The organism is Azonexus sp. (assembly GCF_030824335.1).
Classification (GTDB): Bacteria; Pseudomonadota; Gammaproteobacteria; order Burkholderiales; family Rhodocyclaceae; genus Azonexus.
In genome coordinates this window covers 264168-290367 of sequence record NZ_JAVBXX010000011.1, presented here as the reverse complement: position 1 = coordinate 290367, position 26200 = coordinate 264168, and the positions used below count along the sequence as shown (strand labels likewise).

Below are 26200 nucleotides of genomic sequence, written 5' to 3'. Positions count from 1 at the left end.
CTGCGCGAAGAGGGTTACAAGGTCATCCTGGTGAATTCCAACCCGGCGACCATCATGACCGACCCGGAAATGGCAGACGTTACCTACATCGAGCCGATCACCTGGCAGGTGGTCGCCAAGATCATCGAAAAGGAACGCCCGGATGCGCTGCTGCCGACCATGGGCGGCCAGACCGCGCTGAATTGCGCGCTTGATCTCGACCGCGAAGGCGTGCTCGAAAAGTTCAAGGTCGAACTGATCGGTGCTTCCAAGGAAGCCATCGACAAGGCCGAGGATCGCCAGAAATTCAAGGACGCGATGACCAAGATTGGTCTCGGTTCAGCCAAGTCGGCCACCGCGCACAGCATGGAAGAGGCTTACCAAGTGCAGGCCGTGATCGGCTTCCCGACCATTATCCGGCCGTCTTTCACGCTCGGCGGCACCGGTGGCGGCATCGCTTACAACATGGAAGAGTTCGAGACCATCTGCAAGCGCGGTCTTGAGGCCTCGCCGACCAACGAGCTGCTGATTGAAGAATCCATGCTCGGCTGGAAGGAATACGAGATGGAAGTGGTCCGCGACAAGGCGGACAACTGCATCATCATCTGTTCGATCGAAAATCTCGATCCGATGGGTGTGCACACCGGCGACTCGATCACCGTCGCCCCGGCCCAGACGCTGACCGACAAGGAATACCAGATCCTGCGTAACGCCTCAATCGCCGTGCTGCGTGAAATCGGCGTTGATACCGGCGGTTCGAACGTGCAGTTCTCGATCAACCCGAAGGACGGCCGGATGATCGTCATCGAGATGAATCCGCGGGTGTCGCGTTCGTCGGCGCTGGCCTCCAAGGCCACCGGCTTTCCGATCGCCAAGATCGCCGCCAAGCTGGCTGTTGGCTATACGCTGGATGAACTGGCCAACGACATTACCGGCGGCAAGACACCGGCCTCGTTCGAGCCATCGATTGACTACGTCGTTACCAAGGTGCCGCGTTTTGCCTTCGAAAAATTCCCGCAGGCCGACAATACGCTGACCACGCAGATGAAGTCGGTTGGCGAAGTCATGGCCATTGGTCGTACCTTCCAGGAATCCTTGCAGAAAGCGTTGCGCGGTCTGGAAGTCGGCGTTGATGGTTTCAACCTGAAGACCGTCGATCCGGAAACCATCGACGAACAACTGGCGCGCCCGACGCCGGATCGCCTGTGGTACGTGGCCGATGCTTTTGGTATCGGTATGTCGGTCGAGAAGGTTTTCGAACTGACCAAGATCGATCCCTGGTTCCTGGTGCAGATCAAGGAAATCGTCGATCTCGAACTGGAGATCGAAAAACGCGATTTGTTGTCGTTGACCGCAGAAGAACTGCGTTTCCTGAAGCGTAAGGGCTTTGCAGACCGTCGTCTGGCGCATCTGACCAAGACGAGCGAAACGGCGGTGCGCGAACGTCGCCACGAGTTGAAGGTCCGTCCGGTGTACAAACGCGTCGATACCTGCGCTGCCGAATTCTCGACCGATACCGCCTACATGTACTCGACCTACGAGGACGAGTGCGAGGCCAATCCGACCGACAAGAAGAAGATCATGGTGTTGGGCGGCGGTCCGAACCGTATCGGCCAGGGCATCGAATTTGACTACTGCTGCGTGCATGCGGCGATGGCGATGCGCGAAGACGGTTACGAAACCATCATGGTCAACTGCAACCCGGAAACCGTGTCTACCGACTACGACACTTCGGATCGCCTGTATTTCGAGCCGCTGACGCTGGAAGACGTGCTCGAAATCGTCGCCATCGAAAAGCCGGTCGGCGTCATCGTCCAGTACGGTGGCCAGACGCCGCTCAAGCTGGCACTGGCGCTGGAAGCCAACGGCGTGCCGATCATCGGCACGACGCCGGAGTCGATCGACATCGCCGAAGACCGCGAACGCTTCCAGAAACTGCTGCACGAGCTCGGCCTGAAGCAGCCGCCCAACCGCACCGCCCGCACCGAAGAGGATGCGCTGCGCCTGGCGGCCGAAATCGGCTATCCGCTGGTCGTTCGTCCGTCCTATGTGCTCGGTGGCCGCGCCATGGAAATCGTCCATGAGCAGAAGGACCTCGAGCGCTACATGCGTGAAGCCGTCAAGGTTTCGCATGATTCGCCTGTCCTGCTTGATCGCTTCCTGAACGACGCCGTCGAGTGCGACGTCGATGCGCTGTCCGATGGCGACGAAGTCATCATCGGTGGCGTCATGGAGCACATCGAGCAGGCTGGCGTGCACTCCGGCGACTCGGCTTGTTCGTTGCCGCCGTATTCGCTGGGCAAGGCCGTGCAGGATGAACTGCGTCGGCAGACCAAGCTGATGGCCAAGGCCTTGAATGTGTGCGGCCTGATGAATGTGCAGTTCGCCATCAAGGACGAAGAGGTTTATGTCCTCGAAGTGAATCCGCGTGCTTCACGTACCGTGCCTTTTGTTTCCAAGGCGACCGGTCTGCAACTGGCCAAGATCGCGGCGCGTTGCATGGCGGGACGCAGCCTGAAGGATCAGGGGGTTACCAAGGAAGTGATTCCGCCGTATTTCTCGGTCAAGGAAGCCGTTTTCCCCTTCGTCAAGTTCCCTGGGGTCGACACCATTTTGGGCCCGGAAATGAAGTCGACCGGCGAAGTCATGGGTGTCGGCGTTACTTTTGCCGAAGCCTTCGTCAAGTCGCAACTTGCTGCCAGCGTCAAGCTGCCGAAGACCGGGAAGGTTTTCCTGTCGGTCAAGGATAGCGACAAGGCCAAGGCAATCGAGATTGCTCGTCATCTGCATGAAGCCGGATTCCATCTGGTGGCGACGCGCGGTACGGCGCACGCCATCGATGCAGCCGGTTTGCCGGTGCAGCCGGTGAACAAGGTGACAGAAGGTCGGCCGCACATCGTCGATATGATCAAGAACAATGAAATTGCCTTGATCATCAATACGGTGGAAGAGAAGCGTGGTGCGATCAACGACTCACGTTCGATTCGTACCTCCGGTTTGCAGGCACGGGTGACGATGTACACGACGATCTGGGGTGCTGAGGCAGCTGCCGAAGGTATCCGGAATCTCGGTGAACTTGTGGTGTATCCGATCCAGACGCTGCATCAGCAGTTGCACTGAGACCAATCTGAATTGCCGCCGGGTAGCCCGTTCGGGCGCCGGCGGTTTTGCTTTTGCAGGGAAAAATATGAGTAAAGTCCCGTTGACCGTAAAAGGTGCTGAAAAACTTCGCGAGGAGTTGCACCGTTTGAAGACCGTCGATCGTCCTTGGGTAATCGGGGCAATCGCCGAAGCACGCGCGCATGGTGACCTGTCGGAAAATGCCGAATACGATGCGGCGAAAGAGCGCCAGGGTTTTATTGAAGGACGTATTCAGGAAGTCGAGGGCAAGTTGTCGAATGCCCAGATCATTGATCCGACCTTGCTTGATGCAGATGGTCGATGCGTGTTTGGTGCGACGGTGGATATCGAAGATCAGGATTCCGGTGCCGCCGTGACTTACCAGATCGTTGGTGAGGATGAGGCGGACATCAAGGCGAACAAGCTTTCGGTCAATTCGCCGATGGCGCGGGCACTGATCGGCAAGTATGCCGGCGATATCGCCCAAGTCCAGGCGCCGGGCGGTATTCGTGAATTCGAAGTGATCGACGTCCGTTACGAGTAATTGCTGGTGCGCCGCATTTCCGAAGCCCTGTATTTGTTTGTCATCACCTTGTGGGTTGGCGGGCTTTGGGCCGTTGGTTATCTGGTGGCGCCCGTTCTTTTCTCTCAACTGGCTGATCGCCAGTTGGCCGGCATGCTGGCAGGCAAATTATTTGCGTTGATCGCCTGGATTGGTTTGGGGGCAGCGGCTTATCTGGTGGTGTTTTTGTTTGCTCGCTGGGGTGCCCGGCTGTTTCGCTTGGCTGTCTTCTGGTTGGTGATTTTGATGGCCGGGATGGCAGCCCTTCAGCTTTTTGGTATTCAGCCTTTGATGGCGCAGTTAAAGCTTGATGCATTGCCCCGTGAGGTGATGGAAAGCGTGCTGCGCGACCGATTTGCTACCTGGCATGGCGTGTCCAGCATTCTCTACCTGATGCAGAGTCTGCTGGGCTTGTGGCTGGTGCTCTGGAGTGCTCGCGGAACGCGCTGATCAGCCCTGAAAGCTGCGTTTGGTACGGTGTGGGGCAGAGGCTGGGCGTCGGCTAGTTTTGGATTTTTCGCCGCTGCTGGTTTTGCCATCAGCCGGATTGGGGCGATAGACGACGAGAAGTTTTCCGATATGCTGCACTGCTGCGGCATTCAGTTCGGTGCAGATACGCTCCAGATAGGCGAGGCGATCTTCCCGGCTGTCACCATAGACCCGAACCTTGATCAGTTCGTGCGCCTTGAGGTTGGTATCTATTTCCTTCAGGACGCTATCGGTGAGACCATTCTCGGAAATGGATACAACAGGGTTCATGCCGTGAGCGCGAGCGCGCAGTTCACGACGTTGGACAGACGATAATTGCAGCATGGAATAACCTTTCAAAAACGGCATTTTACCGAATGAAGAGAACCAGAACCAGCAAGGCTTGGATGCGTGAGCATATCAATGATACTTATGTCCAGCTAGCAAGGAAGGAAGGTTGGCGTTCGCGTGCCGCTTTCAAGCTGATGGAGATTGACGACAAGGACAAACTGCTCAGGCATGGAGAGGTTGTGGTTGATCTGGGGGCGACACCCGGCGGCTGGTCTCAGGTTGCTGTAAAAAGGGTTGGTGGTAGCGGATTGGTGTTTGCGCTGGATTTGCTGGAAATGGAGCCGATTCATGGGGTGAACTTCATTCAGGGCGATTTTCGCGAGGATGATGTACTCAATCAGTTGAAAGAAAAACTGGGTGATCGGCGAGTGGGGCTTGTAATGTCTGATATGGCCCCCAATATGTCAGGTGTTCCTTTGGTTGATCAAGCCAGAATCATGCACTTGGCTGAACTTGGCCTTGAATTTTCTCGGGAGCACTTGAAACCGGATGGTGCTTTTCTGGTCAAAGTGTTTCAGGGCAGCGATTATGAGTCTTTCGTGAAAGCATTGCGCGAGACTTTCAAAACGGTCGCAGTGCGTAAACCCGACGCTTCGCGTGACCGTAGTGCGGAGATTTACCTGCTAGGTCGTACATTGCGTTGACTGTTTTGATTAGAATGATGTTTTTTTCGCTCGACGTATCAGAAGGAGTGCACGCTTGAACAACATGTTCAAAAATCTCGCGGTCTGGATGGTAATCGGCCTTGTGCTGATGACCATCTTCAACCAGTTCAACACCCGCCAGGTCGCTACCGGTGCGGTTGAGTACTCCGAGTTTCTCGAAGAAGTGAAGCAAGGGCGTATCTCGAAGGTGATCATGGAAGGCCGCACGCTGAAAGCCACGACGAGCGAAGGAAAACGGATCACCAGTTATGCGCCACCGGATCTTTGGCTGGTTTCCGATTTGCTGAAGCATGGTGTGAAAGTTGAAGCCAGGCCTGAAGAGGAGCCGTCGTTCCTGATGAATATTTTCGTCAGCTGGTTCCCTATGCTGTTACTGATCGGTGTCTGGGTGTTTTTCATGCGCCAGATGCAGGGGGGCGGCAAGGGTGGCGCTTTCTCCTTCGGTAAGTCGAAGGCGCGGATGATGGACGAGTCTACCAATGTCATCACATTCGCAGATGTGGCAGGCTGCGATGAGGCGAAAGAGGAGGTTCAGGAAGTTGTCGATTTCCTGCGCGACCCTTCCAAATTTCAGAAACTCGGTGGCCGTATTCCCAAAGGGATTCTGATGGTTGGTAATCCGGGTACGGGCAAGACGCTGTTGGCCAAGGCTATCGCAGGCGAGGCCAAGGTGCCTTTCTTCAGCATCTCCGGTTCGGATTTTGTCGAAATGTTTGTTGGCGTTGGTGCAGCGCGTGTGCGCGACATGTTTGAAAATGCCAAGAAACATTCGCCATGCATCATCTTCATTGATGAAATTGATGCGGTTGGTCGTCATCGTGGCGCTGGACTGGGTGGTGGCAACGATGAGCGAGAGCAGACGCTGAATCAGTTGCTGGTCGAGATGGACGGTTTTGAGGGGCATAGCGGCACGATTGTGATTGCTGCAACTAATCGTCCCGATATTCTTGATCCGGCGCTGTTGCGTCCAGGGCGTTTTGACCGCCAGGTTGTCGTGCCTTTGCCGGATATTCGTGGTCGCGAGGAAATTCTCAAAGTCCATATGCGCAAAGTGCCTATTGCCGGTGACATCAAGGCTGACGTCATTGCGCGTGGTACGCCGGGATTCTCCGGTGCAGATCTGGCTAATCTGGTGAATGAAGCCGCACTGTTTGCTGCCCGTCGCAACAAGCGTCTGGTGGATATGGACGATTTCGAGATGGCCAAGGACAAGATCATGATGGGGGCCGAGCGCCGCAGCATGGTCATGACTGAAGAAGAGAAGATGAATACGGCTTATCACGAATCAGGCCATGCCGTGATCGCCAAGCTGATGCCAAAGTCCGATCCGGTGCACAAGGTCACAATCATTCCGCGTGGTCGCGCGCTGGGTCTGACCATGCAGTTGCCTGAGCAGGATCGCTATGCTTATGATCGTCAATATCTGATGAGTCGCATTGCGGTGCTGTTTGGCGGCCGGATTGCCGAGGAGTTGTTCATGGATCAGATGACGACCGGCGCTTCGAATGATTTCGAACGGGCTACCGCGATGGCTCGTGACATGGTGACGCGCTATGGCATGTCAGATTTGGGTGTGATGGTATATGGCGAAAATGAAGGCGAGGTGTTCCTTGGCCGCTCGGTAACGCAGCACAAGAACGTTTCCGAGGCGACCATGCAGAAAGTTGATGCTGAAATTCGTCGTATCATCGACGAGCAATATACCTTGGCGCGCCAGCTCCTTGAAGCAAATCGCGACAAGGTTGAGGCGATGACCAAGGCGCTGCTTGAGTGGGAAACCCTTGATGCGGAGCAGATTGATGACATCATGGCTGACAAGCCACCGCGTCCGCCAAAACCGACCCAAAGCGTTTCGCGTCCGAGTGCGTCGGATGAGACGCCCGGTTCGGAACCGACAGCGCCAGCAACGGCTTGATTTGACGCAAACCTGACAGGCCGGGAGTTTTCTCCCGGCTTTTTTATTATGAACATACTAAATTGCGGTAGTTATCGCTTCGAACTGAATCGTCCCTTGGTGATGGGGATAATTAACCTGACGCCAGATTCATTTTCGGGTGAAGGAATTGTGGGTGATGTTGATCGGGCGATTGCGCATGCCCGACGGCAATATGAGGCCGGTGCCGATATTTTGGATATCGGCGCAGAATCTTCGCGACCGGGTGCCGTTCCTACGTCGGAGAAAGAAGAGTTGCAACGCCTGTTGCCAGTTTTGCGCGTGATAACCCAATGGGGGGTGCCGGTTTCTGTTGATACCTATAAAGCAGGTGTGATGGATGCCGCTCTGCGGGCTGGCGCCAGCATGATCAACGACATCACTGCGCTCACTTCGCCGGAGTCGCTGGCGGTTGTTGCGGGCAGCGATTGCGCGCTTTGCGTTATGCACATGCAGGGCTTGCCGGGCACAATGCAGCAGGCGCCAGTCTATGGCGATGTGGTTGCAGAAGTTGGCAGGTTTTTGCGTCTTGCGGTCGACCGCTGTTCTGCTGCAGGAATCGATCGGCAGCGTATTGTGGTCGATCCTGGTTTTGGTTTTGGCAAAAGTCTGGCGCACAATTTGGCATTGTTTCGCGCGTCGACCGCAGCAGAGTGGTTGGGCTTTCCCGTGCTGGTTGGTGTGTCGCGTAAATCCATGCTGGGGGAGATTACCGGCCGTCCAGTCAATCAAAGACTCGCTGCCAGCGTGGCAGCGGCGCTGATTGCGGTGCAAAAAGGTGCTGCTATCGTGCGTGTGCACGATGTGGCTGAAACTAGGGATGCCTTGGCTGTTTGGTCGGCAATCGATCAGGGGGAGTGATATGAGCAGAAAATATTTTGGTACGGATGGCGTGCGCGGGCGGGTGGGGTTGTCTCCCATTACACCGGATTTTGTGATGCGGCTCGGATTTGCTGCCGGGAAGGTTTTCCTTGATCGCTGCACAATGCCTGCAGGAGAGCGCCCAAGCGTATTAATCGGCAAGGACACCCGGGTTTCGGGTTATATGCTTGAGTCGGCACTTGAGGCGGGTTTTTCTGCGGCTGGTGTCGATGTATGTCTGGTAGGGCCAATGCCAACGCCGGCAGTGGCCTATCTGACAAGAGCGTTACGCTTGCAGGCGGGTATTGTGATTTCCGCTTCGCACAATCCTTATTACGATAATGGGATCAAGTTTTTTTCCGCCGTCGGTACCAAATTGCCAGATGAGGTCGAGCAGGCGATTGAAGCGGGAATTGATCAGCCAATGTCGTGTGTCTCATCGGCTGAGCTTGGTCGGGTAAAGCGCATAGACGACGCACGCGGCCGTTACATCGAATTCTGCAAGAGTACTTTTCCTAACGAGTTCGATTTGCGTGGCCTGAAAATAGTAGTGGATTGTGCGCATGGTGCTGCTTATCACATTGCCCCGGATGTTTTTCATGAGCTGGGTGCAGAGGTTGTTGCCATCGGCGCGCAGCCGAATGGCTTGAATATCAACGCAGAGGTTGGTGCAACCGCACCACAGGCATTGCGCGAGGCTGTTTTGGCCAATCGTGCCGATCTGGGGGTTGCCCTGGATGGTGATGCTGATCGTCTGCAAATGGTCGATGCCGAAGGTAATCTCTATGACGGTGACCAGTTGTTGCTGGCAATCGTGCGTAGTCGAGCGAAAAAAGGTCCGGTGCAGGGGGTGGTTGGGACTTTGATGAGCAATTTGGCACTTGAGCATGCATTGGCCGAATTGGGTATCCCGTTCGTGCGTGCCGCTGTCGGAGATCGTTATGTAGTAGAGATGTTGCACCGGAATGGGTGGTTGTACGGCGGGGAAAATTCCGGGCACATCCTTGCCTTGGATCGTCATTCAACTGGCGATGGCATTGTGGCTGCTTTGCAAGTCCTGGCGGCGTTGAAGGAGTTGGGCGGTGATCTGAAGTCGCTTCTTGGTACTTTGGTGCTTTACCCGCAACGTCTGATTAATGTGCCGGTAAATAAAGGCTTCAACTGGGCTGACTGCCCGTCTGTGCTTGAGGCGCAACGAGAGGCTGAGCGCCGCATGGCTGGGCGGGGTAGGGTGCTATTGCGGCCGTCTGGTACGGAGCCACTGCTGCGCGTTATGGTTGAAGGGGAGGATTCGCGCGATGTGGCGGAAGTGGCGGAAGCGATTGCCATGGCCGTGAGGGCGGCTGCTTCGGGTGGGGAGTGATTGGTTCGAAGATTGACCGCCAAGCTTGACGGTCGTTATAATCCTAAGGTTTTTCCCGTTGGGATTTGTCCTTTATGCGCCGCAAGCTAGTAGCAGGAAACTGGAAAATGCATGGCAGCTTGTCTCTTAATGAGCAACTGTTGCGTGAGCTTGTGCTGGGTGTGCAAGGATTGGAATGTGACGTTGCGGTTTTTCCCCCGTTCCCGTTTTTGGCTCAAGCGCAAGTTTTGCTTGACGGAGCGGCGCTGTGTCTGGGGGCGCAGACTGTTAGTCAGCATTCCTTTGGAGCATTTACCGGGGAAGTGTCACCCGGTATGCTCAAGGAATTCGGTTGTCGTTATGTGCTCGTAGGACACTCCGAGCGGCGCACGTTGTTTGCTGAGTCGGACGATTTGGTTGCGGCAAAATTTCTTGCGAGCAGAGAGTCGGGGTTGATTCCGGTGCTTTGTGTTGGTGAGACGCTTCTGGAGCGCGAGGCGGGTCTTACTGGCGTAGTCGTGGAGAGACAGTTGCTGGCGGTGCTGGATAAGGCGGGGGTGGCGGCGCTGGGTGGTGCTGTTGTTGCTTATGAGCCTGTCTGGGCGATAGGGACTGGCGTGACGGCAACGCCGTTGCAGGCCCAGGAGGTGCATGCAGCCATTCGGGGCTTGGTGGCGAGTTATGATGCGCCGATTGCTGACGGCTTGCGTATTTTGTACGGTGGTAGTGTTAAGCCAGGGAATGCCCTGGAGTTGTTTGGGCAGCCTGATATTGATGGTGGTTTAATTGGTGCTGCTTCTCTCATTGCAAAAGATTTTTTGGCGATTTGTCGCGCCGCAAACTGATAGGCATACAAGATGAGCTGGTTGTTTTCTGTTGTACTGACGGTCCATATTCTGGTTGCGCTGGTGATCATTGCCTTGGTGCTGATGCAGCATGGCAAGGGGGCAGACATGGGGGCGGCATTTGGTAGTGGTGCTTCGGGAAGTCTGTTTGGGGCTTCTGGGTCTGCTAATTTTTTAAGTCGTACTACTGGCGTGCTAGCGGCTGTGTTTTTTTTGACTAGTCTGACCTTGGCTTATATTGCTTCGGACAAGCCAAAAACGACTGGTAGTTTGATGCAGGAATCGGTACAATCCGTGCCTGCTTCAACTGCGGCTCAGGGCGTGGGCGAGGTGCCTGGGGGGGCTGCTGGCGCGGCATCTAAGGCAAAAGATATACCAAAATAATGCAAGGTTTTCTTCCGGAATTTCTTTCCTCGCCGGTAGATCCGAAATGTAGTGCCGACGTGGTGAAATTGGTAGACACGCTATCTTGAGGGGGTAGTGGCGCAAGCTGTGCGAGTTCGAGTCTCGCCGTCGGCACCAAAGACTGAGCTGGCCGTTGCAATTCGGCGGGTTCGTATAAAAAACTGACAACTTGGCGGCGGATTATGGAAGCATACTTTCCTATCCTTTTGTTCGTGCTCGTGGGAGTTGCGGTCGGTGTAATGCCGGTTGCAATGGGCTTTTTGCTTGCTCCGCGGCGGCCGGATCCTGAGAAGCTATCGCCCTATGAGTGTGGCTTTGAGGCTTTCGAGGATGCGCGCATGAAGTTTGATGTGCGCTACTACTTGGTTGCCATTCTTTTCATTCTGTTCGATCTTGAAATCGCTTTCCTAGTTCCGTGGGCGACGGTTTTCTCGGATATGGTTGCCATCGATTCGTTGAAGATCTTTGGCTTCGTCGAAATGTTGATCTTCATGGGTATTCTGGCGCTAGGCGATATATATGCTTGGGCCAAGGGTGCTCTCGAGTGGGAATGAGGGCATCAAATGGCTATCGAAGGAATTCTTCAGGAAGGTTTTGTCACCACGACGGCTGACAAATTAATCAACTACATGCGTACGGGTTCGATGTGGCCGATGACCTTCGGTCTTGCCTGTTGTGCTGTTGAGATGATTCATGCTGGTTGTTCGCGTTACGACCTTGATCGCTTTGGTGTGGTTTTTCGCCCCAGTCCGCGGCAGTCCGATGTGATGATTGTTGCGGGTACGCTGACTAATAAGATGGCACCTGCCTTGCGCAAGGTGTATGACCAGATGGCAGAGCCGCGCTGGGTGATTTCCATGGGCTCATGTGCCAATGGGGGTGGTTATTACCACTATTCCTATTCGGTGGTTCGTGGTTGTGATCGCATTGTTCCTGTTGATATCTATGTACCGGGCTGTCCCCCTACTGCGGAGGCTTTGCTGTACGGGATCATTCAGTTGCAGAACAAGATTCGTCGTACTAATACTATTGCTCGCTAATTTTCGAGGCTGATCCCTATGTCTGCCAAGCTTGAAGCGCTTAGCCAAAAATTGCAGGCTCGTTTTGGAAGCAAGCTGTCGTCATTGAAGCTCGCTTTGGGCGAGCTGACCATCGAGGTGTCCCCGGTCGACTATCGGGAGATGATGCAGGTGTTGCGCGATGAGTCCGAGTTCTCTTTTGAGGAATTGATCGATCTCTGTGGGGTGGATTACTCCGCTTGGGGTGACGGTGCTTGGCAAGGCAAGCGCTTTGCTACGGTGGTTCATCTGCTGTCGATTGCGCACAACACCCGCTTGCGGGTTCGTGTGTTTGCCGACTCCGACGAGTTTCCTGCGGTTGATTCGGTTACCTCGTTGTGGACGAGTGCGAATTGGTTTGAGCGCGAGGCTTTTGATCTTTATGGCATCGCCTATGTCGGCCATGAAGATTTGCGCCGGATTTTGACTGATTACGGTTTTATTGGGCATCCCTTCCGTAAGGATTTTCCGATTTCCGGGTATGTTGAAATGCGTTATGACCCTGATCAAGGTCGGGTAGTCTATCAGCCCGTTACCATCGAACCTCGCGAAAACACTCCAAGAATTGTTCGCGAAGATACCTACGGGGATCCGTTACATGGCTGATATTCGCAATTACACACTGAACTTCGGTCCGCAGCACCCGGCTGCCCACGGCGTTTTGCGTCTGGTGCTGGAGATGGATGGCGAAGTTGTTCAACGCGCCGACCCGCATATCGGGCTTTTGCACCGTGCTACGGAAAAATTGGCTGAGACGCGTACTTGGGTCCAGTCGGTTCCGTATATGGATCGACTCGATTATGTGTCGACGATGTGTAACGAACACGCATATTGTTTGGGCGTGGAAAAGTTGCTGCAGATCGAAGTGCCGGAGCGCGGCAAATACATCCGCACGATGTTCGATGAAGTGACTCGCATACTCAATCACTTGTTGTGGATCGGCTGTCACGCACTCGACGTCGGTGCGATGACCATGGCGCTGTATACTTTCCGCGAACGTGAAGACCTGATGGATGCCTACGAGGCTGTTTGCGGTGCTCGTTTGCACGCTGCCTACTATCGTCCGGGAGGGGTTTATCGCGATCTTCCAGATCGCATGCCGCAGTATCGTGAGTCGACTTGGACCAGTGCCAAGCGGGCAGGTGATCTCAACGCAAATCGTAGCGGTTCTCTGCTGGATTTTCTTGAGGATTTTACCGAGCGTTTTCCGAAGTATCACGCTGAATACCATACGCTGCTGACCGATAATCGAATCTGGAAGCAGCGCTTGGTCAACGTGGGTATTGTCAGTCCCGAGCGTGCGATGCAACTGGGTTTTACCGGTGCCATGCTGCGTGGTTCCGGCATTGCTTGGGATTTGCGTAGAAAGCAGCCTTACGCGGCTTACGACAAGGTCGATTTTGATGTGCCGGTCGGCGTTAGTGGCGATAGCTATGATCGCTATTTGGTGCGTATGGAGGAAATGCTCCAGTCGAATCGCATCATCAAGCAATGTATCGCCTGGCTGCGCAACAATCCTGGTCCGGTAATTACCGACAACCACAAGGTTGCGCCGCCGAATCGTGAAAGCATGAAGTCCAACATGGAAGAGTTAATCCATCACTTCAAGTTGTTCTCCGAGGGCATTCATGTGCCACCGGGCGAGGCTTATGCAGCGATCGAGCACCCGAAAGGTGAGTTCGGTATCTATTTTGTTTCCGATGGGGCCAACAAGCCTTACCGCATGAAGATTCGTGCGCCTGGTTTTGCCCATCTGGCCGCCATGGATGAAATGGCAAATGGCCACATGCTTGCCGACGTCGTTACGATCATCGGTTCCCAGGATGTTGTTTTTGGCGAGATTGACCGCTGATGTTTTCCGCTGACACCCTAGAAAAATTTGCCCGCGAGGTCGCCAAGTACCCGGTCGATCAAAAACAGTCGGCAGTCATGGCTTGCTTGGCGCACGCTCAGGAAGAAAAGGGCTGGCTGCCGGCCGATGCAGTCGAGGCTGTTGCCGACTATCTCGGCATGCCAGCTATTGCTGCGTATGAAGTGGCGTCGTTTTACAACATGTATGACCTCAAGCCGGTCGGCAAATACAAGATCACTGTGTGCACTAACCTGCCTTGTGCGTTATCCGGCGGTTACCACGCTGGTGAATACCTGCAGCACAAACTCGGTATCGGCTACGGTGAAACGACTGCCGACGGCAAGATTACGCTGAAGGAAGGCGAGTGCATGGGGGCTTGCGGCGATGCACCCGTTTTCATCGTCAATAATCGTTCGATGTGCAGTCACATGCATCCGGAACAGATCGACAAGCTGCTTGAGGAGTGCAAATAATGGCGATGCTTGGTGCGATCAATCCGGTGTTGATGGCCGGTCTGGATGGTGACAATAGCTGGAGTCTGAAGGATTACGTCGCTCGGGGTGGTTACGAGCAACTGAAGCGAATCTTGGTTAACAAGATGACCCAGGAAGACGTTATTGGTGAAGTCAAGAAATCCGTGCTGCGCGGTCGTGGTGGCGCCGGTTTTCCGACCGGTCTTAAATGGTCGTTCATGCCGCGCTCCTTTCCCGGCGACAAGTACGTTGTATGCAACACCGATGAAGGTGAGCCGGGTACCTTCAAGGATCGCGACATCATGCGTTATAACCCGCATGCAGTCATTGAAGGTATGGCCATTGCCGCCTTCGCGATGGGGGCGACACGCGGTTATAACTACGTGCATGGCGAAATCTGGGAAATTTACCAGCGCTTCGAAGCCGCGCTGGACGAGGCGCGTGCTGCCGGTTTCATCGGTCAGAATATTTTGGGTTCGGAATTCTGTTTTGAGCTCTTTGCCCATCACGGTTACGGGGCTTATATCTGTGGTGAAGAAACCGCATTGCTCGAGTCGATTGAAGGCAAAAAGGGACAGCCGCGTTTCAAACCGCCATTCCCAGCCTCTTTTGGTCTCTACGGCAAGCCTACGACAATTAATAATACGGAAACTTTCGCTGCCATTCCCTTCATCCTGAAAATGGGCGGCGAGGAGTTTCTCAATTTGGGCAAGCCGAACAACGGCGGTACCAAGTTGTTCTCGGTTTCGGGTCACGTCAATCGCCCGGGTAATTACGAAATTCCATTGGGTACCCCGTTTGCCACGCTGCTTGAGATGTGTGGCGGCATGCGCGGTGGTCGCAAGCTGAAGGCAGTCATTCCCGGTGGTTCCTCCGCTCCGGTGATGCCGGCCGATGTAATCATGGATTGCACCATGGATTACGACTCAATCAGCAAGGGGGGCTCGATGCTGGGTTCCGGTGCCGTTATCGTGATGGATGAAACAGTTTGTATGGTCAAGGCGCTAGAGCGTTTGTCCTTCTTCTATCACGAGGAATCCTGTGGCCAATGCACGCCATGTCGCGAAGGCACCGCCTGGATGTACAAGGTAGTGCAGCGCATCGAAAACGGTTTGGGACGTCCGGAAGATATTGATCTGCTAAACAGCGTACTCGGCAATATTGCTGGTCGTACGATCTGTGCATTGGGTGATGCTGCAGCCTTTCCGGTGCAGAGTTTCCTCAAGCACTTTGGCAGTGAATTCGAGTATCACATTGAGCACAAGACCTGTCTGGTCCCGAAGGATCGTCAGTGGGCCGGTAGCGGTTTCCACAAGATCCCGGCCTGATGGCTTACGCGTTAGTTACGAAAGAACTGGCTACAAGGTAGCGACATGCTAGAAATCGAAATCGACGGCAAAAAAGCGCAAGTGCCTGACGGCAGCACGGTGATGGATGCCGCGCAGCAGTTGGGTGTCTATATCCCGCATTTTTGTTACCACAAGAAGCTCTCCATTGCCGCTAACTGCCGGATGTGTCTCGTTCAGGTAGAGAAGGCACCGAAGCCCTTGCCTGCCTGTGCCACTCCGGTGACCAATGGCATGAAGGTCTTCACGCATTCCGATCTGGCCGTCAAGGCGCAGAAGGGCGTAATGGAATTCCTGCTGATCAATCATCCGCTGGATTGTCCGATCTGTGACCAAGGTGGTGAGTGTCAGTTGCAAGACATGTCAGTCGGTTACGGCCCGATGAAGAGCCGCTACACCGAAGAAAAGCACGTCGTCTTTCACAAGAATGTCGGTCCGCTTATTTCAATGGAGGAAATGAGCCGCTGCATTCATTGCACCCGCTGTGTTCGTTTCGGTCAGGAAATAGCTGGCATCATGGAACTTGGGATGACCAACCGGAATATGCATTCGGAGATCACGACATTTGTCGGTCGTACGGTCGACTCCGAATTGTCGGGCAATATGATCGACTTGTGCCCGGTCGGCGCCTTGACTTCCAAGCCTTTCCGTTACACCGCTCGCTCATGGGAGTTGCAGCGCCGTAAGTCGATCAGTCCGCATGATTCAGTTGGCGCTAATCTTGTCGTTCAGGTCAAACACGACAATGTCCTGCGTGTCTTGCCGCGAGAAAACGAGGCGGTTAACGAGTGCTGGATTTCCGACAAAGAGCGTTTTTCCTATCAGGCACTGAACTCCGATGCTCGCTTGACCAAACCTATGGTCAAGCAGGGTGGGGAATGGCGTGAGGTTGAGTGGAATGTCGCGCTCGATTACGTAGCCCATGGCTTAAAAGATGTCGCGAGAGAATACGGTGGCAATGCGGTTGCCGCGCTCGCTGCACAGTCTTCCACTATTGAAGAGTTGTATCTGCTCGGTAAGGTCATGAAGGGGCTGGGCAGCGGTAACGTCGATTTCCGTCCGCGCCAGTCCGACTTTGGAACTGATTTCAAACGTGCGGGCACGCCATGGTTGGGTATGCGGCTCTCTGAGATCAAGGAACTGGATGCTGCACTGGTTGTTGGCTCATTCCTGCGTAAGGATCATCCGCTGATTGCTCAGCGCTTGCGTCAGGCAGCCAAAAAATGGACCAAAGTTAGTATGTTGTCGGTCACGGCTGACGACCAGCTGATCAATCTGCATGCCCAGCTTACTGTTGCACCGTCGCAATTGGTGTTTTCGTTGGCAGCAGTGGTCAAGGCTGCTGCTGAAGGCAAGGGACAGGCTGCACCGATGGGTTTGGAGCAAGTCCAAGTTTGCGATATTGCTCGCCAGATTGCGCTCAGTCTGCTTGAAGGTGAAAAACGTGCCATTTTCCTCGGTAACGTTGCTACCCAATCTGCTGACGCAGCCCAAATTCACCTGCTGGCACTGGAATTAGGCCGTTTGACGGGAGCAACCGTTGGTTTTCTCGGTGAAGGTGCCAACACGGTGGGGGCGCATCTTGCTTGGGCTTTGCCCGCCGGTGCAAATGCCCGGGTCATGTTCGAACAGCCGCGCAAGGCCTATGTGCTGATGGGGATTGAGCCAGAGTTTGACTGTGCTAATCCGCAATTGGCCATCGGGGCTTTGAAGCAGGCATCGCTGGTTGTTTTCATGTCAGCCTTCAAGCATGAGGCTGCGCTTGAGTATGCCGACGTGATGCTGCCAATTTCACCCTACACTGAAACCTCAGGGACTTTCATTAATGTTGAGGGTCGGGTTCAATCGTTTAATGGTGTCGTCAAGGCACGCGGCGAGGCTCGTCCGGCTTGGAAAATTCTGCGTGTTCTTGGCAACGTGCTGAATCTCGAGGGCTTTGACTATCAATCCTGTGAAGCGGTGCGTGATGCTGTGCTGGGGCAGGGTACGGAATTCGTATCCGGGCTGAGCAATGAACTTAACGGTGTAACGTTGTCGTTGCCCTTGACGCCTTATTCGGGTCTGCAGCGTATTGCTGACGTGCCAATTCATTTCGCCGATGCAATGGCTCGGCGTGCGCCGGCTTTGCAACAAACCGCAGATGCCAAGGCGCCTGTGTTGCGTGCTTGCGCAGCGACCTTGACAGGTCTGGGTCTGGTTGAGGGGGGTATGGCCAAGGTCCGTCAAGGCGGTGGTGTTACTACATTGTCTGTACAACTGGACGAAGGCGTGCCAGAAGCTTGTGTTCGCGTCGCCGCAGCACATCCGACGACAATCATGTTGGGTGAGATGTTCGGCGAAATCACCGTGGAGCGTGCATAAATGGACGCACTGATGAATTTCGGTCAAGGGATTTTTGGTGGTATTTGGCCGGCAGTCTGGACTTTGATCAAAATCGTTCTGATTGTGGCGCCACTGATGCTGGGCGTTGCTTATCTGACATATTTTGAACGTAAAGTGATTGGTTTCATGCAGGTACGGATCGGTCCCAACCGGGTTGGTCCCTGGGGTCTGATTCAGCCAATTGCGGATGGCCTTAAGCTGCTGCTCAAGGAAATCATCGTTCCAAGTGGCTCCGCCAAAGGTGTTTTCATCATTGCGCCGATGCTGGCTATTGCACCAGCCTTGGCCGCTTGGGCTGTCATACCTTTCACCGACTCTTTGGTTCTGGCAAATATTGATGCGAGTTTGCTGTATATACTCGCGATCACCTCGATGGGTGTTTACGGCATTATCTTGTCTGGCTGGGCATCGAACTCCAAGTATGCGTTTCTTGGTGCAATGCGCTCCGCTGCTCAAATGGTGTCCTACGAAATCGCCATGGGTTTTGCACTGATTACGGTGCTGATGGTTGCTGGCAGCTTGAATCTGGTGGAAATCGTTAATGGACAGGCCAAGGGGCAGTTCGCAGACATGGGGCTTGGCTTCCTGTCGTGGAACTGGTTGCCGTTGTTGCCGATGTTCTTGGTTTACCTGATTTCCGGAACGGCCGAATTGAATCGCGCGCCATTCGATATCGCCGAAGGCGAGTCTGAAATTGTCGCTGGTTTCCATGTTGAATACTCCGGGATGGCTTTCGCGCTGTTCTTTTTGGCCGAGTATGCCAACATGATCCTGGTTGCAGCGCTGACCTCCATCCTCTTCCTTGGGGGCTGGTTGTCGCCGGTAGGCTTCCTACCGGATGGCATCGTCTGGATGTTCGCGAAGATGTCCTTCGTGCTCCTGCTTTTCCTCTGGTTCCGCGCTACCTTCCCGCGCTATCGCTACGATCTGCTGATGCGTCTCGGCTGGAAAGTCTTCCTGCCCCTGTGCTTCTTCTGGGTCATCATCGTCGGCGTGTGGATGATCACACCGCTGAATATCTGGAATTGAGGAGAGAACTAATGGGTTCGATGAAGGAAGTCTTCAACAGCCTCTTCCTCAAAGAGTTGCTGAAGGGCATGTCGGTCACAGGCAAGTATTTCTTTGCCCGCAAGATCACCGTCCAGTATCCGGAAGAAAAAACGCCGCAGAGTTTCCGTTTCCGCGGCCTGCATGCCTTGCGCCGCTATCCCAATGGTGAGGAGCGCTGCATTGCCTGCAAATTGTGCGAGGCGATCTGCCCGGCGATGGCCATCACGATTGAGGCGGAGCCGCGCGATGATGGTTCGCGCCGTACGACGCGCTACGACATTGATCTAACCAAGTGCATCTTCTGCGGTTTCTGCGAAGAGGCCTGTCCGGTTGATGCCGTTGTTGAAACGCGGGTGTTTGAATATCACGGCGAGAAACGCGGTGATCTTTACTACACCAAGCAGATGCTACTGGCCAACGGTGACCGCTACGAGGCGGAAATCGCCGAAGATCGCGCGCTCGACGCGCCTTACCGCTAACAGGTGCATGTGATGGATTTCTCCACCGTTGTTTTTTTCTTCCTGTCGGCGATTCTGATTTTTGCCGCCTTGCGCGTGATTACCGCACGCAATCCGGTATATGCCGCACTGCACCTGATGCTCGCATTTTTCACGACGGGCGGTATATGGGCGATGTTGCAGGCTGAGTTTCTGGCAATTGCACTAATTGTTGTTTATGTTGGTGCGGTCATGGTGCTCTTCCTATTCGTGGTCATGATGCTCGACATCAATATGGACCGTATTCGGGAAGGTTTCTGGAATTACCTTCCATTGGGTGCATTGCTTGGTCTGTTGATGGTTCTGGAAATGGGCTTGGTGCTTGGTAGCAAGTATTTCCAGGTGCCAATCGCCGAGGCGGTAGTGCCTGCCGGTGTATCAAATACCAAGGAAATCGGTGCTTTGCTGGTTACGGACTATGTGTTTCCCTTTGAACTCTCTGCCATTATTTTGTTGGTGGGCATGATCGCTGCAGTGGTCCTGACTTTCCGTGGCGTCAAGAAGTCGAAAATTTCGAATCCCAACCAGCAAGTTTTCGTCAAGGCCAAGGATCGCATGCGCGTCCTGCAGATGCCTGTTGAAAAAGACTGAAACCGGGCCAGCCAATGCTAACTCTCTCTCTTTCGCATTTCCTGATCCTCGGCGCAATCCTCTTTGCGATTGCCGTCGTTGGCATCTTCCTCAATCGCAAGAATCTGATCGTGCTGCTGATGGCCATCGAATTGATGCTTCTTGCGGTCAACATGAATTTTGTGGCGTTTTCGCACTTCCTCGGCGATCTCTCGGGGCAGGTCTTCGTTTTCTTCATTCTTGCAGTGGCCGCAGCCGAAGCAGCTATCGGTCTGGCAATCTTGATCGTGCTGTTCCGCAACCTCAAGAGCATCCATGTGGATGACCTGGGCAGCCTGAAGGGTTAATCATGGAAATGCAAAAACTCTATCTGCTCATCCCGCTGGCGCCGTTGGTCGGCGCCATGATTGCCGGCCTGTTCTGCCGCATCATCCCGCGCTGGGTTGCCCATACGGCCACCATCGCCGGTGTCGCCATCTCGTTCATCGCCTCGGTCCTTGTTTTCCAGGACGTCATGGCCGGCAATACCTTCAACGGTACGGTCTACACCTGGATGACCAGCGGCGAATACACCTTCGAGGTCGGTTTCCTGATCGATACGCTGACTGCGACGATGATGCTGGTCGTCACCTTCGTTTCGCTGATGGTGCATATCTACACCATCGGTTACATGCAGGAAGATCCGGGTTACAACCGCTTCTTCAGCTATATCTCGTTGTTCACCTTCTCGATGTTGATGCTGGTGATGGCCAACAACTTCATGCAGCTGTTCTTCGGCTGGGAAGCGGTCGGCCTGGTTTCCTACCTGCTGATCGGCTTCTGGTACACCCGGCCGACGGCAATCTTCGCCAACATGAAGGCCTTCCTGGTCAACCGCGTCGGCGACTTCGGTTTCATCCTCGGCATTGGCCTGGTGCTGGCCCATTTTGGTTCGCTCGACTACGCCACCGTATTCGCCAAGGCGCCGGAATTCGTCAGTGCCACGATCAACATCTGGGGTGATCAGCAGTGGTCGCTGATGACGGTTACCTGCATCTGTCTGTTCATCGGTGCCATGGGCAAGTCGGCGCAAGTGCCGCTGCACGTCTGGCTGCCTGACTCGATGGAAGGCCCGACGCCTATCTCGGCACTCATCCACGCGGCAACCATGGTTACTGCCGGCATCTTCATGGTCGCCCGTACCTCGCCGCTGTTCGAACTGTCGACGACGGCCCTGTCCTTCGTCATCATCATCGGTGCGATCACCGCGCTGTTCATGGGCTTCCTCGGCATCATCCAGAACGACATCAAGCGCGTCGTTGCCTACTCGACGCTATCGCAACTCGGCTACATGACTGTTGCGCTCGGTGCTTCGGCTTACTCGGTGGCGATCTTCCACCTGATGACGCACGCCTTCTTCAAAGCACTGCTGTTCCTCGCCGCCGGCTCCGTGATTATCGGTATGCATCATGACCAGGACATCCGCAACATGGGCGGCCTGCGCAAATACATGCCGATCACCTGGATCACCTCGCTGATTGGCTCGCTGGCGCTGATCGGTACGCCGTTTCTGGCCGGGTTCTATTCCAAGGACTCGATCATTGAGGCAGTGAAGTTCTCGAACATCCCGGGTTCCAGTTTCGCCTACTTTGCGGTGCTGGCTGGTGTCTTCGTCACCGCGTTCTATTCCTTCCGGATGTACTTCCTCGTGTTCCACGGCGAAGAGCGTTTCGGGAAGGAGGCTCACGGACACGACGCGCACCATGACGACGATCACGGCGATCATCACCATGGTCTGGCACCGGGGCAGAAGCCGCACGAAACGCCGTGGGTAGTGACGCTGCCGCTAGTGCTGCTGGCGATTCCGTCGGTGATCATCGGTTATATCGGTATTGGCCCGATGGTGGCTGGCGATTACTTCAAGGGCGTCATCCATGTCGATAGCGTGGCCCACCCGGCGCTGTCGCAATTCCTCGAACATTTCCACGGTGCCGCTGCGATGGGCCTGCACGCCTTCTCGACGCCGCCGTTCTATCTTGCGCTTGCTGGTGTTGTACTTTCTTGGTTCTTCTACATGAAGCGTCCGGACATCCCGGCAGCCATCCAGCGTCGTTTTTCTGCGGTCAACACGCTGCTAGAAAACAAATACTATTTCGACAAGATCAACGAGTTCGTCTTTGCTGGTGGCGCTCGCGTTCTGGGCAAGGCCCTGTGGCGTGTTGGCGATGTCGGCATCATCGATGGCCTGATTGTCAATGGTTCGGCCAGGTTGGTCGGTTGGGTGGCGACTATCAGCCGCCTCTTCCAGACCGGCTACGTTTATCACTACGCATTCATGATGATCATCGGCCTGTTTGCGCTGATGACCCTCTGGATCAACCGCGCATAGCCTGAATAGCTCGCAGAACAGCAAGGAATAACATGTCGAATTACCCGCTGCTATCTCTCGCCATCTGGACCCCCATCATCGCAGGCTTTGTTGTCCTGCTGACTGGTGGTGACCGGAATGCGCCGTTGGCCAGAATGCTTGCACTGCTAGGTGCAGTTGCTGGTTTTCTGGTTACGATCCCTCTTTGGACAGGCTTTGATGTCGCTCAGGGGGGCATGCAGTTCGTCGAACTGCAGGGCTGGATTCCCCGGTTCAACATCAACTACCACCTCGGCGTCGATGGCATCTCGATGCTGTTCGTGATCCTGAATGCCTTTATCACGATCATCGTCGTCGCCGCTGGCTGGGAAGTGATTCAGAACAAGGTTGCCCAGTACATGGCTGCCTTCCTGATCATGTCCGGTTTGATGAACGGCATCTTTAGCTCGCTCGACGGCATCCTGTTCTACGTCTTCTTCGAGGCCTCGCTGATTCCGCTTTATCTGATCATCGGTGTCTGGGGCGGCGCCAACCGCGTCTATGCCGCGTTCAAGTTTTTCCTCTACACGCTGTTCGGTTCGCTGCTCTTTCTGGTCGCTCAGATGTACCTGTTCTTCCAGTCTAATGGTAGTTTTTCCATTCTCGAATGGCACAAGCTGCCGATTGAACTGGGCCCGCAAATCTGGATTTTCTTTGCATTCCTGATCGCTTTTGCTGTCAAGGTGCCTATGTGGCCGGTGCATACCTGGTTGCCTGACGCTCACGTTGAGGCACCGACCGGTGGTTCCATCGTGCTTGCAGCTATCGGTCTGAAGCTCGGAGCCTACGGTTTCCTGCGTTTCTCCTTGCCGATCGTTCCGGATGCTGCTCATGAGCTTTCCGGACTGGTCATCGCGCTTTCGCTGATCGCTGTCGTGTATATCGGCTTTGTGGCCTTGGTTCAGGCAGACATGAAGAAGCTGGTTGCCTATTCATCGATTGCACACATGGGTTTTGTCACGCTTGGATTTTTCATGTTCAGTGCGCTGGCTATCGAAGGTGCGTTGGTGCAGATGATTTCCCACGGTTTTGTGTCTGGCGCAATGTTCTTCTGTATCGGGGTCATGTATGACCGCGTTCATAGTCGCCAGATCGCCGATTACGGCGGTGTGGTTAATACCATGCCAAAATTTGCTGCATTGTTCATGCTGTTCTCGATGGCCAATGCTGGATTGCCCGCAACCTCCGGTTTTGTTGGCGAGTTCATGGTTATTCTGGCTGCCGTAAAATTCAATTTCTGGGTTGCCTTCCTCGCCGCTACTTCACTAATTCTCGGCGCTGCCTATTCGCTTTGGATGTATAAGCGAGTCATTTTTGGTGACGTAGCTAACGCGCACGTAGCCGAATTGAGTGATATCAATGCTCGCGAGTTCGCCATTCTTGGTGTACTGGCACTGTGTACGCTGTGGATGGGTCTGTATCCGCAACCTTTCACTGAAGTCATGCACGCCTCGGTCACCGACCTGCTGCGTCACGTGGCTATCAGCAAGATTCAATAAACGGTAGCCGACATGTTCGACAATTTCGTTATTCCCGATTTTTTGCCTGCAGCACCGGAAATTTTTCTGGCAACCATGGCCATGTTCATTTTGGTAGTCGACTTGTTCGTCAAGGATAGTCGTCGAACCATAGTGTTCGTGCTCACGCAACTGACCCTGATTGCCTGTGCTGCGATCCAGCTATATACCAGCACTGGGGAGATTACCTATACATTCAGCAACATGTTCGTTGATGACATGATGGCGGATTTGCTGAAGATGTTTGTGTATCTGACCATGATCATGGTCATGTTCTATTCGCGCGCTTATTTGTTTGAGCGTCCGAATATGAATAAGGGCGAGTTTTACGTATTGGCCTTGTTCGCGACCCTTGGCATGCTGGTCATGATTTCAGCAAACAACTTCGTCACCATTTATGTCGGTCTGGAACTGCTCTCGCTGTCGCTTTATGCGATGGTTGCGATGAATCGTGATTCGCTTGCATCAACTGAAGCAGCAATGAAGTATTTCGTGCTTGGTGCTTTGGCATCAGGTATGTTGCTGTACGGGATGTCGATGATCTACGGTGCGACCGGCACACTGGAAATTACCGAAATTGCTGAATCGCTTTATCGCGGTGAGACCAATAAAACCGTTTTGATCTTCGGGCTGGTTTTCCTCGTATCCGGGCTAGCATTCAAGTTGGGTGTTGTTCCTTTCCACATGTGGATACCTGACGTCTATCACGGAGCTCCGACTCCCGTGACGCTCTTGATCGGCTCGGCTCCCAAGCTGGCAGCATTTGCCATCGTAATGCGTTTGCTGGTCAGTGGTCTTATTACCTTGTCTCAGGATTGGCAGGGGATGTTGATCATTCTTTCCGTTTTGTCGATGGCAATCGGTAATCTGGCTGCAATTGCTCAGACCAATCTGAAGCGGATGCTTGCCTACTCGGCTATCTCCCACATGGGTTTCATGCTGCTTGGTATTGTTACCGGCGTTGTTAGCGGTGATGCCCGTTATGCACTGAATGCCTACAGTTCCGCGATGTTCTATGTGATTGCCTACGTCCTGATGACGATGGGGGCTTTCGGTGTCATTCTTCTGATGTCCCGCGCAGGTTTCGAGGCTGATCAGCTTGATGATTACAAAGGTCTGAACAAACGTAGTCCGTGGTTTGCTTTCATCATGTTGATGATCATGTTCTCCATGGCCGGCGTACCATTCTTCATCGGCTTCTTCGCCAAATTCTCAGTACTGCAGGCGGTCGTTGCTGCGGGCTACCTCTGGTTGGCTATTGTCGCTGTCCTGTTCTCGCTGATTGGTGCTTTCTATTATTTGCGAGTTGTCAAATTAATGTATTTTGATGCTCCTGAAGATGAGACTCCCATCTCTACTGGTATGGATATGCGAATTCTGATTTCTGCCAATGGTTTGGCGGTGGCGATACTGGGTATTTTCCCTCAGGTCATCATGTCGCTCTGTGCTTACGCCTTGTTGCGTTCTCTATAACGCATTCTTTTTTGCTAATTAAAACGCCCCGCATGACGGGGCGTTTTTGTATCTAGGAGAGCTTCAATGTCGCACGATACCCATTTGATCGAGTCTGAAATTTCATCAGAGTCAAAATTCAAAGGAGTGCTATTGAATGTACGCGAAGACCGCGTTCGCCTTCCGAACGGTAACGAGTCTATACGTGAATATATTCAGCACCCGGGCGCTGTCGTGATATTGGCGTTTCTGCCCAATGGCAATCTGCTTTTCGAGCGTCAGTTTCGATATCCACTGCGCCGTGTTTTTCTTGAATTGCCTGCCGGCAAGATAGACCCAGGTGAGGCGCTTCTTGACACAGCAAAGCGTGAATTGCGGGAGGAGACTGGCTATTACGCAGATTTCTGGTCGCATCTTGGTGTGATGCATCCCTGTATTGGCTACTCCGACGAGCGTATTGAAATTTTAGAGGCCCGGGAGTTGTACTCAGCAGGTGCTCAGGAGCTTGATCACAACGAGTTTCTCGAGATTGTCGAGTTGACTCCTGAAGAGGCGAAACAGGCCGTTTGGGACGGCAGGATTACTGATGCCAAGACTATTAGCGCGTTATTTTGGCTTGATCGTCCTTGAATACACCAAGAGGAAAATTGCGGATATTTCATGACGTCACTTTGTGTTGTTGTCGTTTTGTCGGAAATGCCTGCGAAATACATAGACAAAAAAACCACTGATCAAGGCCGTCAGCATCGCATTGAGCAAGCCTGCTTGGCCTTCGCTAAGCCATTCGAAGCCGCTTACTCCCAGAAAGACTGCCAAAGTTTCGCTGATCGGCAGATTGTCCGGGTTGCCTAGCATTAGTGCGCCTGATGTACAGGTGCAACCACAAGTTGGGGTTGTTGTGCTGGTAGAAGGTCAAGCAAGTAGCTTCGTGCAGCAGCAAGAAATTCTTTTATATTCATCTCGATCATTTTGATTTCCTCTTGATGGGTAGTTTGTTCCATTTAGATGGAGCTATTCTAAGGGCGAAATAGGTGCTGACTGTTGCGCGACCGTTGCGCACGGGTAACCGCAATTGCACCTTGAATG

General features: G+C 53.9%; 27 protein-coding genes and 1 tRNA gene. 25 read left to right on the top strand and 3 right to left on the bottom strand.

The features are described from left to right. The 3 genes from carB to RCI20_RS08820 all read left to right on the top strand — a co-directional run. The coding region (carB, locus tag RCI20_RS08830) for a carbamoyl-phosphate synthase large subunit (protein ID WP_306604455.1) at nt 1–3099 on the top strand (3099 nt) is incomplete at its 5' end. 67 nt (nt 3100–3166) lie between these two features. Then, the gene (gene greA / locus RCI20_RS08825) at nt 3167–3643 is read left to right on the top strand and encodes a transcription elongation factor GreA (RefSeq protein ID WP_306604453.1); all 477 of its coding nucleotides are present in this window, start codon (nt 3167–3169) and stop codon (nt 3641–3643) included. A 6-nt stretch (nt 3644–3649) separates the two neighbouring features. After that, the gene (locus RCI20_RS08820; protein WP_306604451.1) at nt 3650–4111 is read left to right on the top strand and encodes a DUF4149 domain-containing protein; all 462 of its coding nucleotides are present in this window, start codon (nt 3650–3652) and stop codon (nt 4109–4111) included. Here RCI20_RS08820 and yhbY read toward each other — a convergent pair whose 3' ends face one another. Next, entirely contained in the window at nt 4112–4474 is a 363-nt protein-coding gene (gene yhbY / locus RCI20_RS08815) for a ribosome assembly RNA-binding protein YhbY (RefSeq protein ID WP_306604449.1), read from the bottom strand. Nucleotides 4475–4506: 32 nt separating this feature from the next. Here yhbY and rlmE point away from each other — a divergent pair, with 32 nt between their 5' ends. The 22 genes from rlmE to RCI20_RS08705 all read left to right on the top strand — a co-directional run bounded on the left by rlmE (nt 4507) and on the right by RCI20_RS08705 (nt 25744). After that, nucleotides 4507–5124 carry a 23S rRNA (uridine(2552)-2'-O)-methyltransferase RlmE gene (gene rlmE, locus RCI20_RS08810; RefSeq protein WP_306604447.1) on the top strand — a complete coding sequence of 206 codons (618 nt, stop codon included), beginning with the start codon at nt 4507–4509 and terminating at the stop codon, nt 5122–5124. A 55-nt stretch (nt 5125–5179) separates the two neighbouring features. Next, nucleotides 5180–7060 (top strand): ATP-dependent zinc metalloprotease FtsH, encoded by a 1881-nt coding sequence (ftsH, locus tag RCI20_RS08805; RefSeq protein ID WP_306604445.1) that lies wholly within the window; start codon nt 5180–5182, stop codon nt 7058–7060. Between the two features lie 48 nt (nt 7061–7108). Continuing rightward, nucleotides 7109–7939 carry a dihydropteroate synthase gene (gene folP / locus RCI20_RS08800; RefSeq protein ID WP_306604442.1) on the top strand — a complete coding sequence of 277 codons (831 nt, stop codon included), beginning with the start codon at nt 7109–7111 and terminating at the stop codon, nt 7937–7939. Nucleotide 7940: 1 nt separating this feature from the next. Continuing rightward, entirely contained in the window at nt 7941–9302 is a 1362-nt protein-coding gene (gene glmM, locus RCI20_RS08795) for a phosphoglucosamine mutase (protein ID WP_306604439.1), read from the top strand. Between the two features lie 74 nt (nt 9303–9376). Next, nucleotides 9377–10126, top strand: coding sequence for a triose-phosphate isomerase (tpiA, locus tag RCI20_RS08790; RefSeq protein WP_306604437.1), 750 nt, complete (start codon nt 9377–9379; stop codon nt 10124–10126). Between the two features lie 12 nt (nt 10127–10138). Continuing rightward, entirely contained in the window at nt 10139–10510 is a 372-nt protein-coding gene (gene secG / locus RCI20_RS08785; protein ID WP_306604435.1) for a preprotein translocase subunit SecG, read from the top strand. Nucleotides 10511–10563: 53 nt separating this feature from the next. Then, nucleotides 10564–10648: transfer RNA gene (locus tag RCI20_RS08780), tRNA-Leu, on the top strand. A gap of 62 nt (nt 10649–10710) precedes the next feature. After that, a complete protein-coding gene (ndhC, locus tag RCI20_RS08775; RefSeq protein ID WP_373691503.1) occupies nt 10711–11085 on the top strand; it encodes an NADH-quinone oxidoreductase subunit A in 375 nt (124 codons plus the stop codon). A gap of 9 nt (nt 11086–11094) precedes the next feature. Further along, on the top strand, nt 11095–11571 hold the full coding sequence (locus RCI20_RS08770) for an NADH-quinone oxidoreductase subunit B family protein (protein ID WP_121457681.1): 477 nt from the start codon (nt 11095–11097) through the stop codon (nt 11569–11571). A gap of 18 nt (nt 11572–11589) precedes the next feature. Beyond that, nucleotides 11590–12195, top strand: coding sequence for an NADH-quinone oxidoreductase subunit C (locus RCI20_RS08765; RefSeq protein WP_306604430.1), 606 nt, complete (start codon nt 11590–11592; stop codon nt 12193–12195). Beyond that, entirely contained in the window at nt 12188–13441 is a 1254-nt protein-coding gene (locus RCI20_RS08760; RefSeq protein WP_306604428.1) for an NADH-quinone oxidoreductase subunit D, read from the top strand. Before RCI20_RS08765 ends, RCI20_RS08760 begins: the two co-directional genes overlap by 8 nt. Continuing rightward, nucleotides 13441–13914 carry an NADH-quinone oxidoreductase subunit NuoE gene (nuoE, locus tag RCI20_RS08755; RefSeq protein ID WP_306604425.1) on the top strand — a complete coding sequence of 158 codons (474 nt, stop codon included), beginning with the start codon at nt 13441–13443 and terminating at the stop codon, nt 13912–13914. Before RCI20_RS08760 ends, nuoE begins: the two co-directional genes overlap by 1 nt. Then, nucleotides 13914–15242 (top strand): NADH-quinone oxidoreductase subunit NuoF, encoded by a 1329-nt coding sequence (gene nuoF / locus RCI20_RS08750; RefSeq protein ID WP_306604423.1) that lies wholly within the window; start codon nt 13914–13916, stop codon nt 15240–15242. Before nuoE ends, nuoF begins: the two co-directional genes overlap by 1 nt. Nucleotides 15243–15287: 45 nt before the next feature. Then, nucleotides 15288–17621: an NADH-quinone oxidoreductase subunit NuoG gene (nuoG, locus tag RCI20_RS08745; RefSeq protein WP_306604421.1), complete on the top strand. Its 2334-nt coding sequence runs from the start codon at nt 15288–15290 to the stop codon at nt 17619–17621. Then, nucleotides 17622–18671, top strand: a complete 1050-nt coding sequence (nuoH, locus tag RCI20_RS08740) for an NADH-quinone oxidoreductase subunit NuoH (RefSeq protein ID WP_306604420.1) — start codon at nt 17622–17624, stop codon at nt 18669–18671. 11 nt (nt 18672–18682) lie between these two features. Further along, nucleotides 18683–19171 carry an NADH-quinone oxidoreductase subunit NuoI gene (gene nuoI / locus RCI20_RS08735; protein WP_076094862.1) on the top strand — a complete coding sequence of 163 codons (489 nt, stop codon included), beginning with the start codon at nt 18683–18685 and terminating at the stop codon, nt 19169–19171. Between the two features lie 12 nt (nt 19172–19183). Then, on the top strand, nt 19184–19780 hold the full coding sequence (locus RCI20_RS08730; protein WP_306604419.1) for an NADH-quinone oxidoreductase subunit J: 597 nt from the start codon (nt 19184–19186) through the stop codon (nt 19778–19780). A gap of 14 nt (nt 19781–19794) precedes the next feature. Further along, entirely contained in the window at nt 19795–20106 is a 312-nt protein-coding gene (gene nuoK / locus RCI20_RS08725) for an NADH-quinone oxidoreductase subunit NuoK (protein ID WP_028994591.1), read from the top strand. Between the two features lie 2 nt (nt 20107–20108). After that, nucleotides 20109–22127: an NADH-quinone oxidoreductase subunit L gene (gene nuoL / locus RCI20_RS08720; protein ID WP_373691498.1), complete on the top strand. Its 2019-nt coding sequence runs from the start codon at nt 20109–20111 to the stop codon at nt 22125–22127. Between the two features lie 32 nt (nt 22128–22159). Continuing rightward, nucleotides 22160–23644: an NADH-quinone oxidoreductase subunit M gene (locus RCI20_RS08715; protein ID WP_306604417.1), complete on the top strand. Its 1485-nt coding sequence runs from the start codon at nt 22160–22162 to the stop codon at nt 23642–23644. A 12-nt stretch (nt 23645–23656) separates the two neighbouring features. Next, entirely contained in the window at nt 23657–25135 is a 1479-nt protein-coding gene (gene nuoN / locus RCI20_RS08710) for an NADH-quinone oxidoreductase subunit NuoN (protein WP_306604415.1), read from the top strand. 66 nt (nt 25136–25201) lie between these two features. Continuing rightward, nucleotides 25202–25744, top strand: coding sequence for an NUDIX domain-containing protein (locus RCI20_RS08705; protein ID WP_306604413.1), 543 nt, complete (start codon nt 25202–25204; stop codon nt 25742–25744). 36 nt (nt 25745–25780) lie between these two features. Here RCI20_RS08705 and RCI20_RS08700 read toward each other — a convergent pair whose 3' ends face one another. Both RCI20_RS08700 and RCI20_RS08695 read right to left on the bottom strand, forming a co-directional pair. Further along, nucleotides 25781–25969: a hypothetical protein gene (locus RCI20_RS08700; protein WP_306604411.1), complete on the bottom strand. Its 189-nt coding sequence runs from the start codon at nt 25967–25969 to the stop codon at nt 25781–25783. Then, entirely contained in the window at nt 25969–26115 is a 147-nt protein-coding gene (locus RCI20_RS08695; RefSeq protein WP_306604408.1) for a hypothetical protein, read from the bottom strand. Before RCI20_RS08695 ends, RCI20_RS08700 begins: the two co-directional genes overlap by 1 nt. Between the last annotated feature and the right edge of the window lie 85 nt (nt 26116–26200).

What these genes read in the sequence shown, in the direction of transcription:
- RCI20_RS08700 (WP_306604411.1), bottom strand. Translation starts at nt 25,969, where the DNA reads ATGCTAGGCAACCCGGACAATCTGCCGATCAGCGAAACTTTGGCAGTC.
- RCI20_RS08695 (WP_306604408.1), bottom strand. Translation starts at nt 26,115, where the DNA reads ATGGAACAAACTACCCATCAAGAGGAAATCAAAATGATCGAGATGAAT.
- RCI20_RS08760 (WP_306604428.1), top strand. Translation starts at nt 12,188, where the DNA reads ATGGCTGATATTCGCAATTACACACTGAACTTCGGTCCGCAGCACCCG.
- nuoH (WP_306604420.1), top strand. Translation starts at nt 17,622, where the DNA reads ATGGACGCACTGATGAATTTCGGTCAAGGGATTTTTGGTGGTATTTGG.
- RCI20_RS08715 (WP_306604417.1), top strand. Translation starts at nt 22,160, where the DNA reads ATGTCGAATTACCCGCTGCTATCTCTCGCCATCTGGACCCCCATCATC.
- RCI20_RS08705 (WP_306604413.1), top strand. Translation starts at nt 25,202, where the DNA reads ATGTCGCACGATACCCATTTGATCGAGTCTGAAATTTCATCAGAGTCA.
- folP (WP_306604442.1), top strand. Translation starts at nt 7,109, where the DNA reads ATGAACATACTAAATTGCGGTAGTTATCGCTTCGAACTGAATCGTCCC.
- RCI20_RS08765 (WP_306604430.1), top strand. Translation starts at nt 11,590, where the DNA reads ATGTCTGCCAAGCTTGAAGCGCTTAGCCAAAAATTGCAGGCTCGTTTT.
- RCI20_RS08770 (WP_121457681.1), top strand. Translation starts at nt 11,095, where the DNA reads ATGGCTATCGAAGGAATTCTTCAGGAAGGTTTTGTCACCACGACGGCT.
- greA (WP_306604453.1), top strand. Translation starts at nt 3,167, where the DNA reads ATGAGTAAAGTCCCGTTGACCGTAAAAGGTGCTGAAAAACTTCGCGAG.
- RCI20_RS08730 (WP_306604419.1), top strand. Translation starts at nt 19,184, where the DNA reads ATGGATTTCTCCACCGTTGTTTTTTTCTTCCTGTCGGCGATTCTGATT.
- nuoI (WP_076094862.1), top strand. Translation starts at nt 18,683, where the DNA reads ATGGGTTCGATGAAGGAAGTCTTCAACAGCCTCTTCCTCAAAGAGTTG.
- secG (WP_306604435.1), top strand. Translation starts at nt 10,139, where the DNA reads ATGAGCTGGTTGTTTTCTGTTGTACTGACGGTCCATATTCTGGTTGCG.
- nuoE (WP_306604425.1), top strand. Translation starts at nt 13,441, where the DNA reads ATGTTTTCCGCTGACACCCTAGAAAAATTTGCCCGCGAGGTCGCCAAG.
- glmM (WP_306604439.1), top strand. Translation starts at nt 7,941, where the DNA reads ATGAGCAGAAAATATTTTGGTACGGATGGCGTGCGCGGGCGGGTGGGG.
- nuoL (WP_373691498.1), top strand. Translation starts at nt 20,109, where the DNA reads ATGGAAATGCAAAAACTCTATCTGCTCATCCCGCTGGCGCCGTTGGTC.
- nuoG (WP_306604421.1), top strand. Translation starts at nt 15,288, where the DNA reads ATGCTAGAAATCGAAATCGACGGCAAAAAAGCGCAAGTGCCTGACGGC.
- tpiA (WP_306604437.1), top strand. Translation starts at nt 9,377, where the DNA reads ATGCGCCGCAAGCTAGTAGCAGGAAACTGGAAAATGCATGGCAGCTTG.
- yhbY (WP_306604449.1), bottom strand. Translation starts at nt 4,474, where the DNA reads ATGCTGCAATTATCGTCTGTCCAACGTCGTGAACTGCGCGCTCGCGCT.
- rlmE (WP_306604447.1), top strand. Translation starts at nt 4,507, where the DNA reads ATGAAGAGAACCAGAACCAGCAAGGCTTGGATGCGTGAGCATATCAAT.
- nuoK (WP_028994591.1), top strand. Translation starts at nt 19,795, where the DNA reads ATGCTAACTCTCTCTCTTTCGCATTTCCTGATCCTCGGCGCAATCCTC.
- nuoN (WP_306604415.1), top strand. Translation starts at nt 23,657, where the DNA reads ATGTTCGACAATTTCGTTATTCCCGATTTTTTGCCTGCAGCACCGGAA.
- nuoF (WP_306604423.1), top strand. Translation starts at nt 13,914, where the DNA reads ATGGCGATGCTTGGTGCGATCAATCCGGTGTTGATGGCCGGTCTGGAT.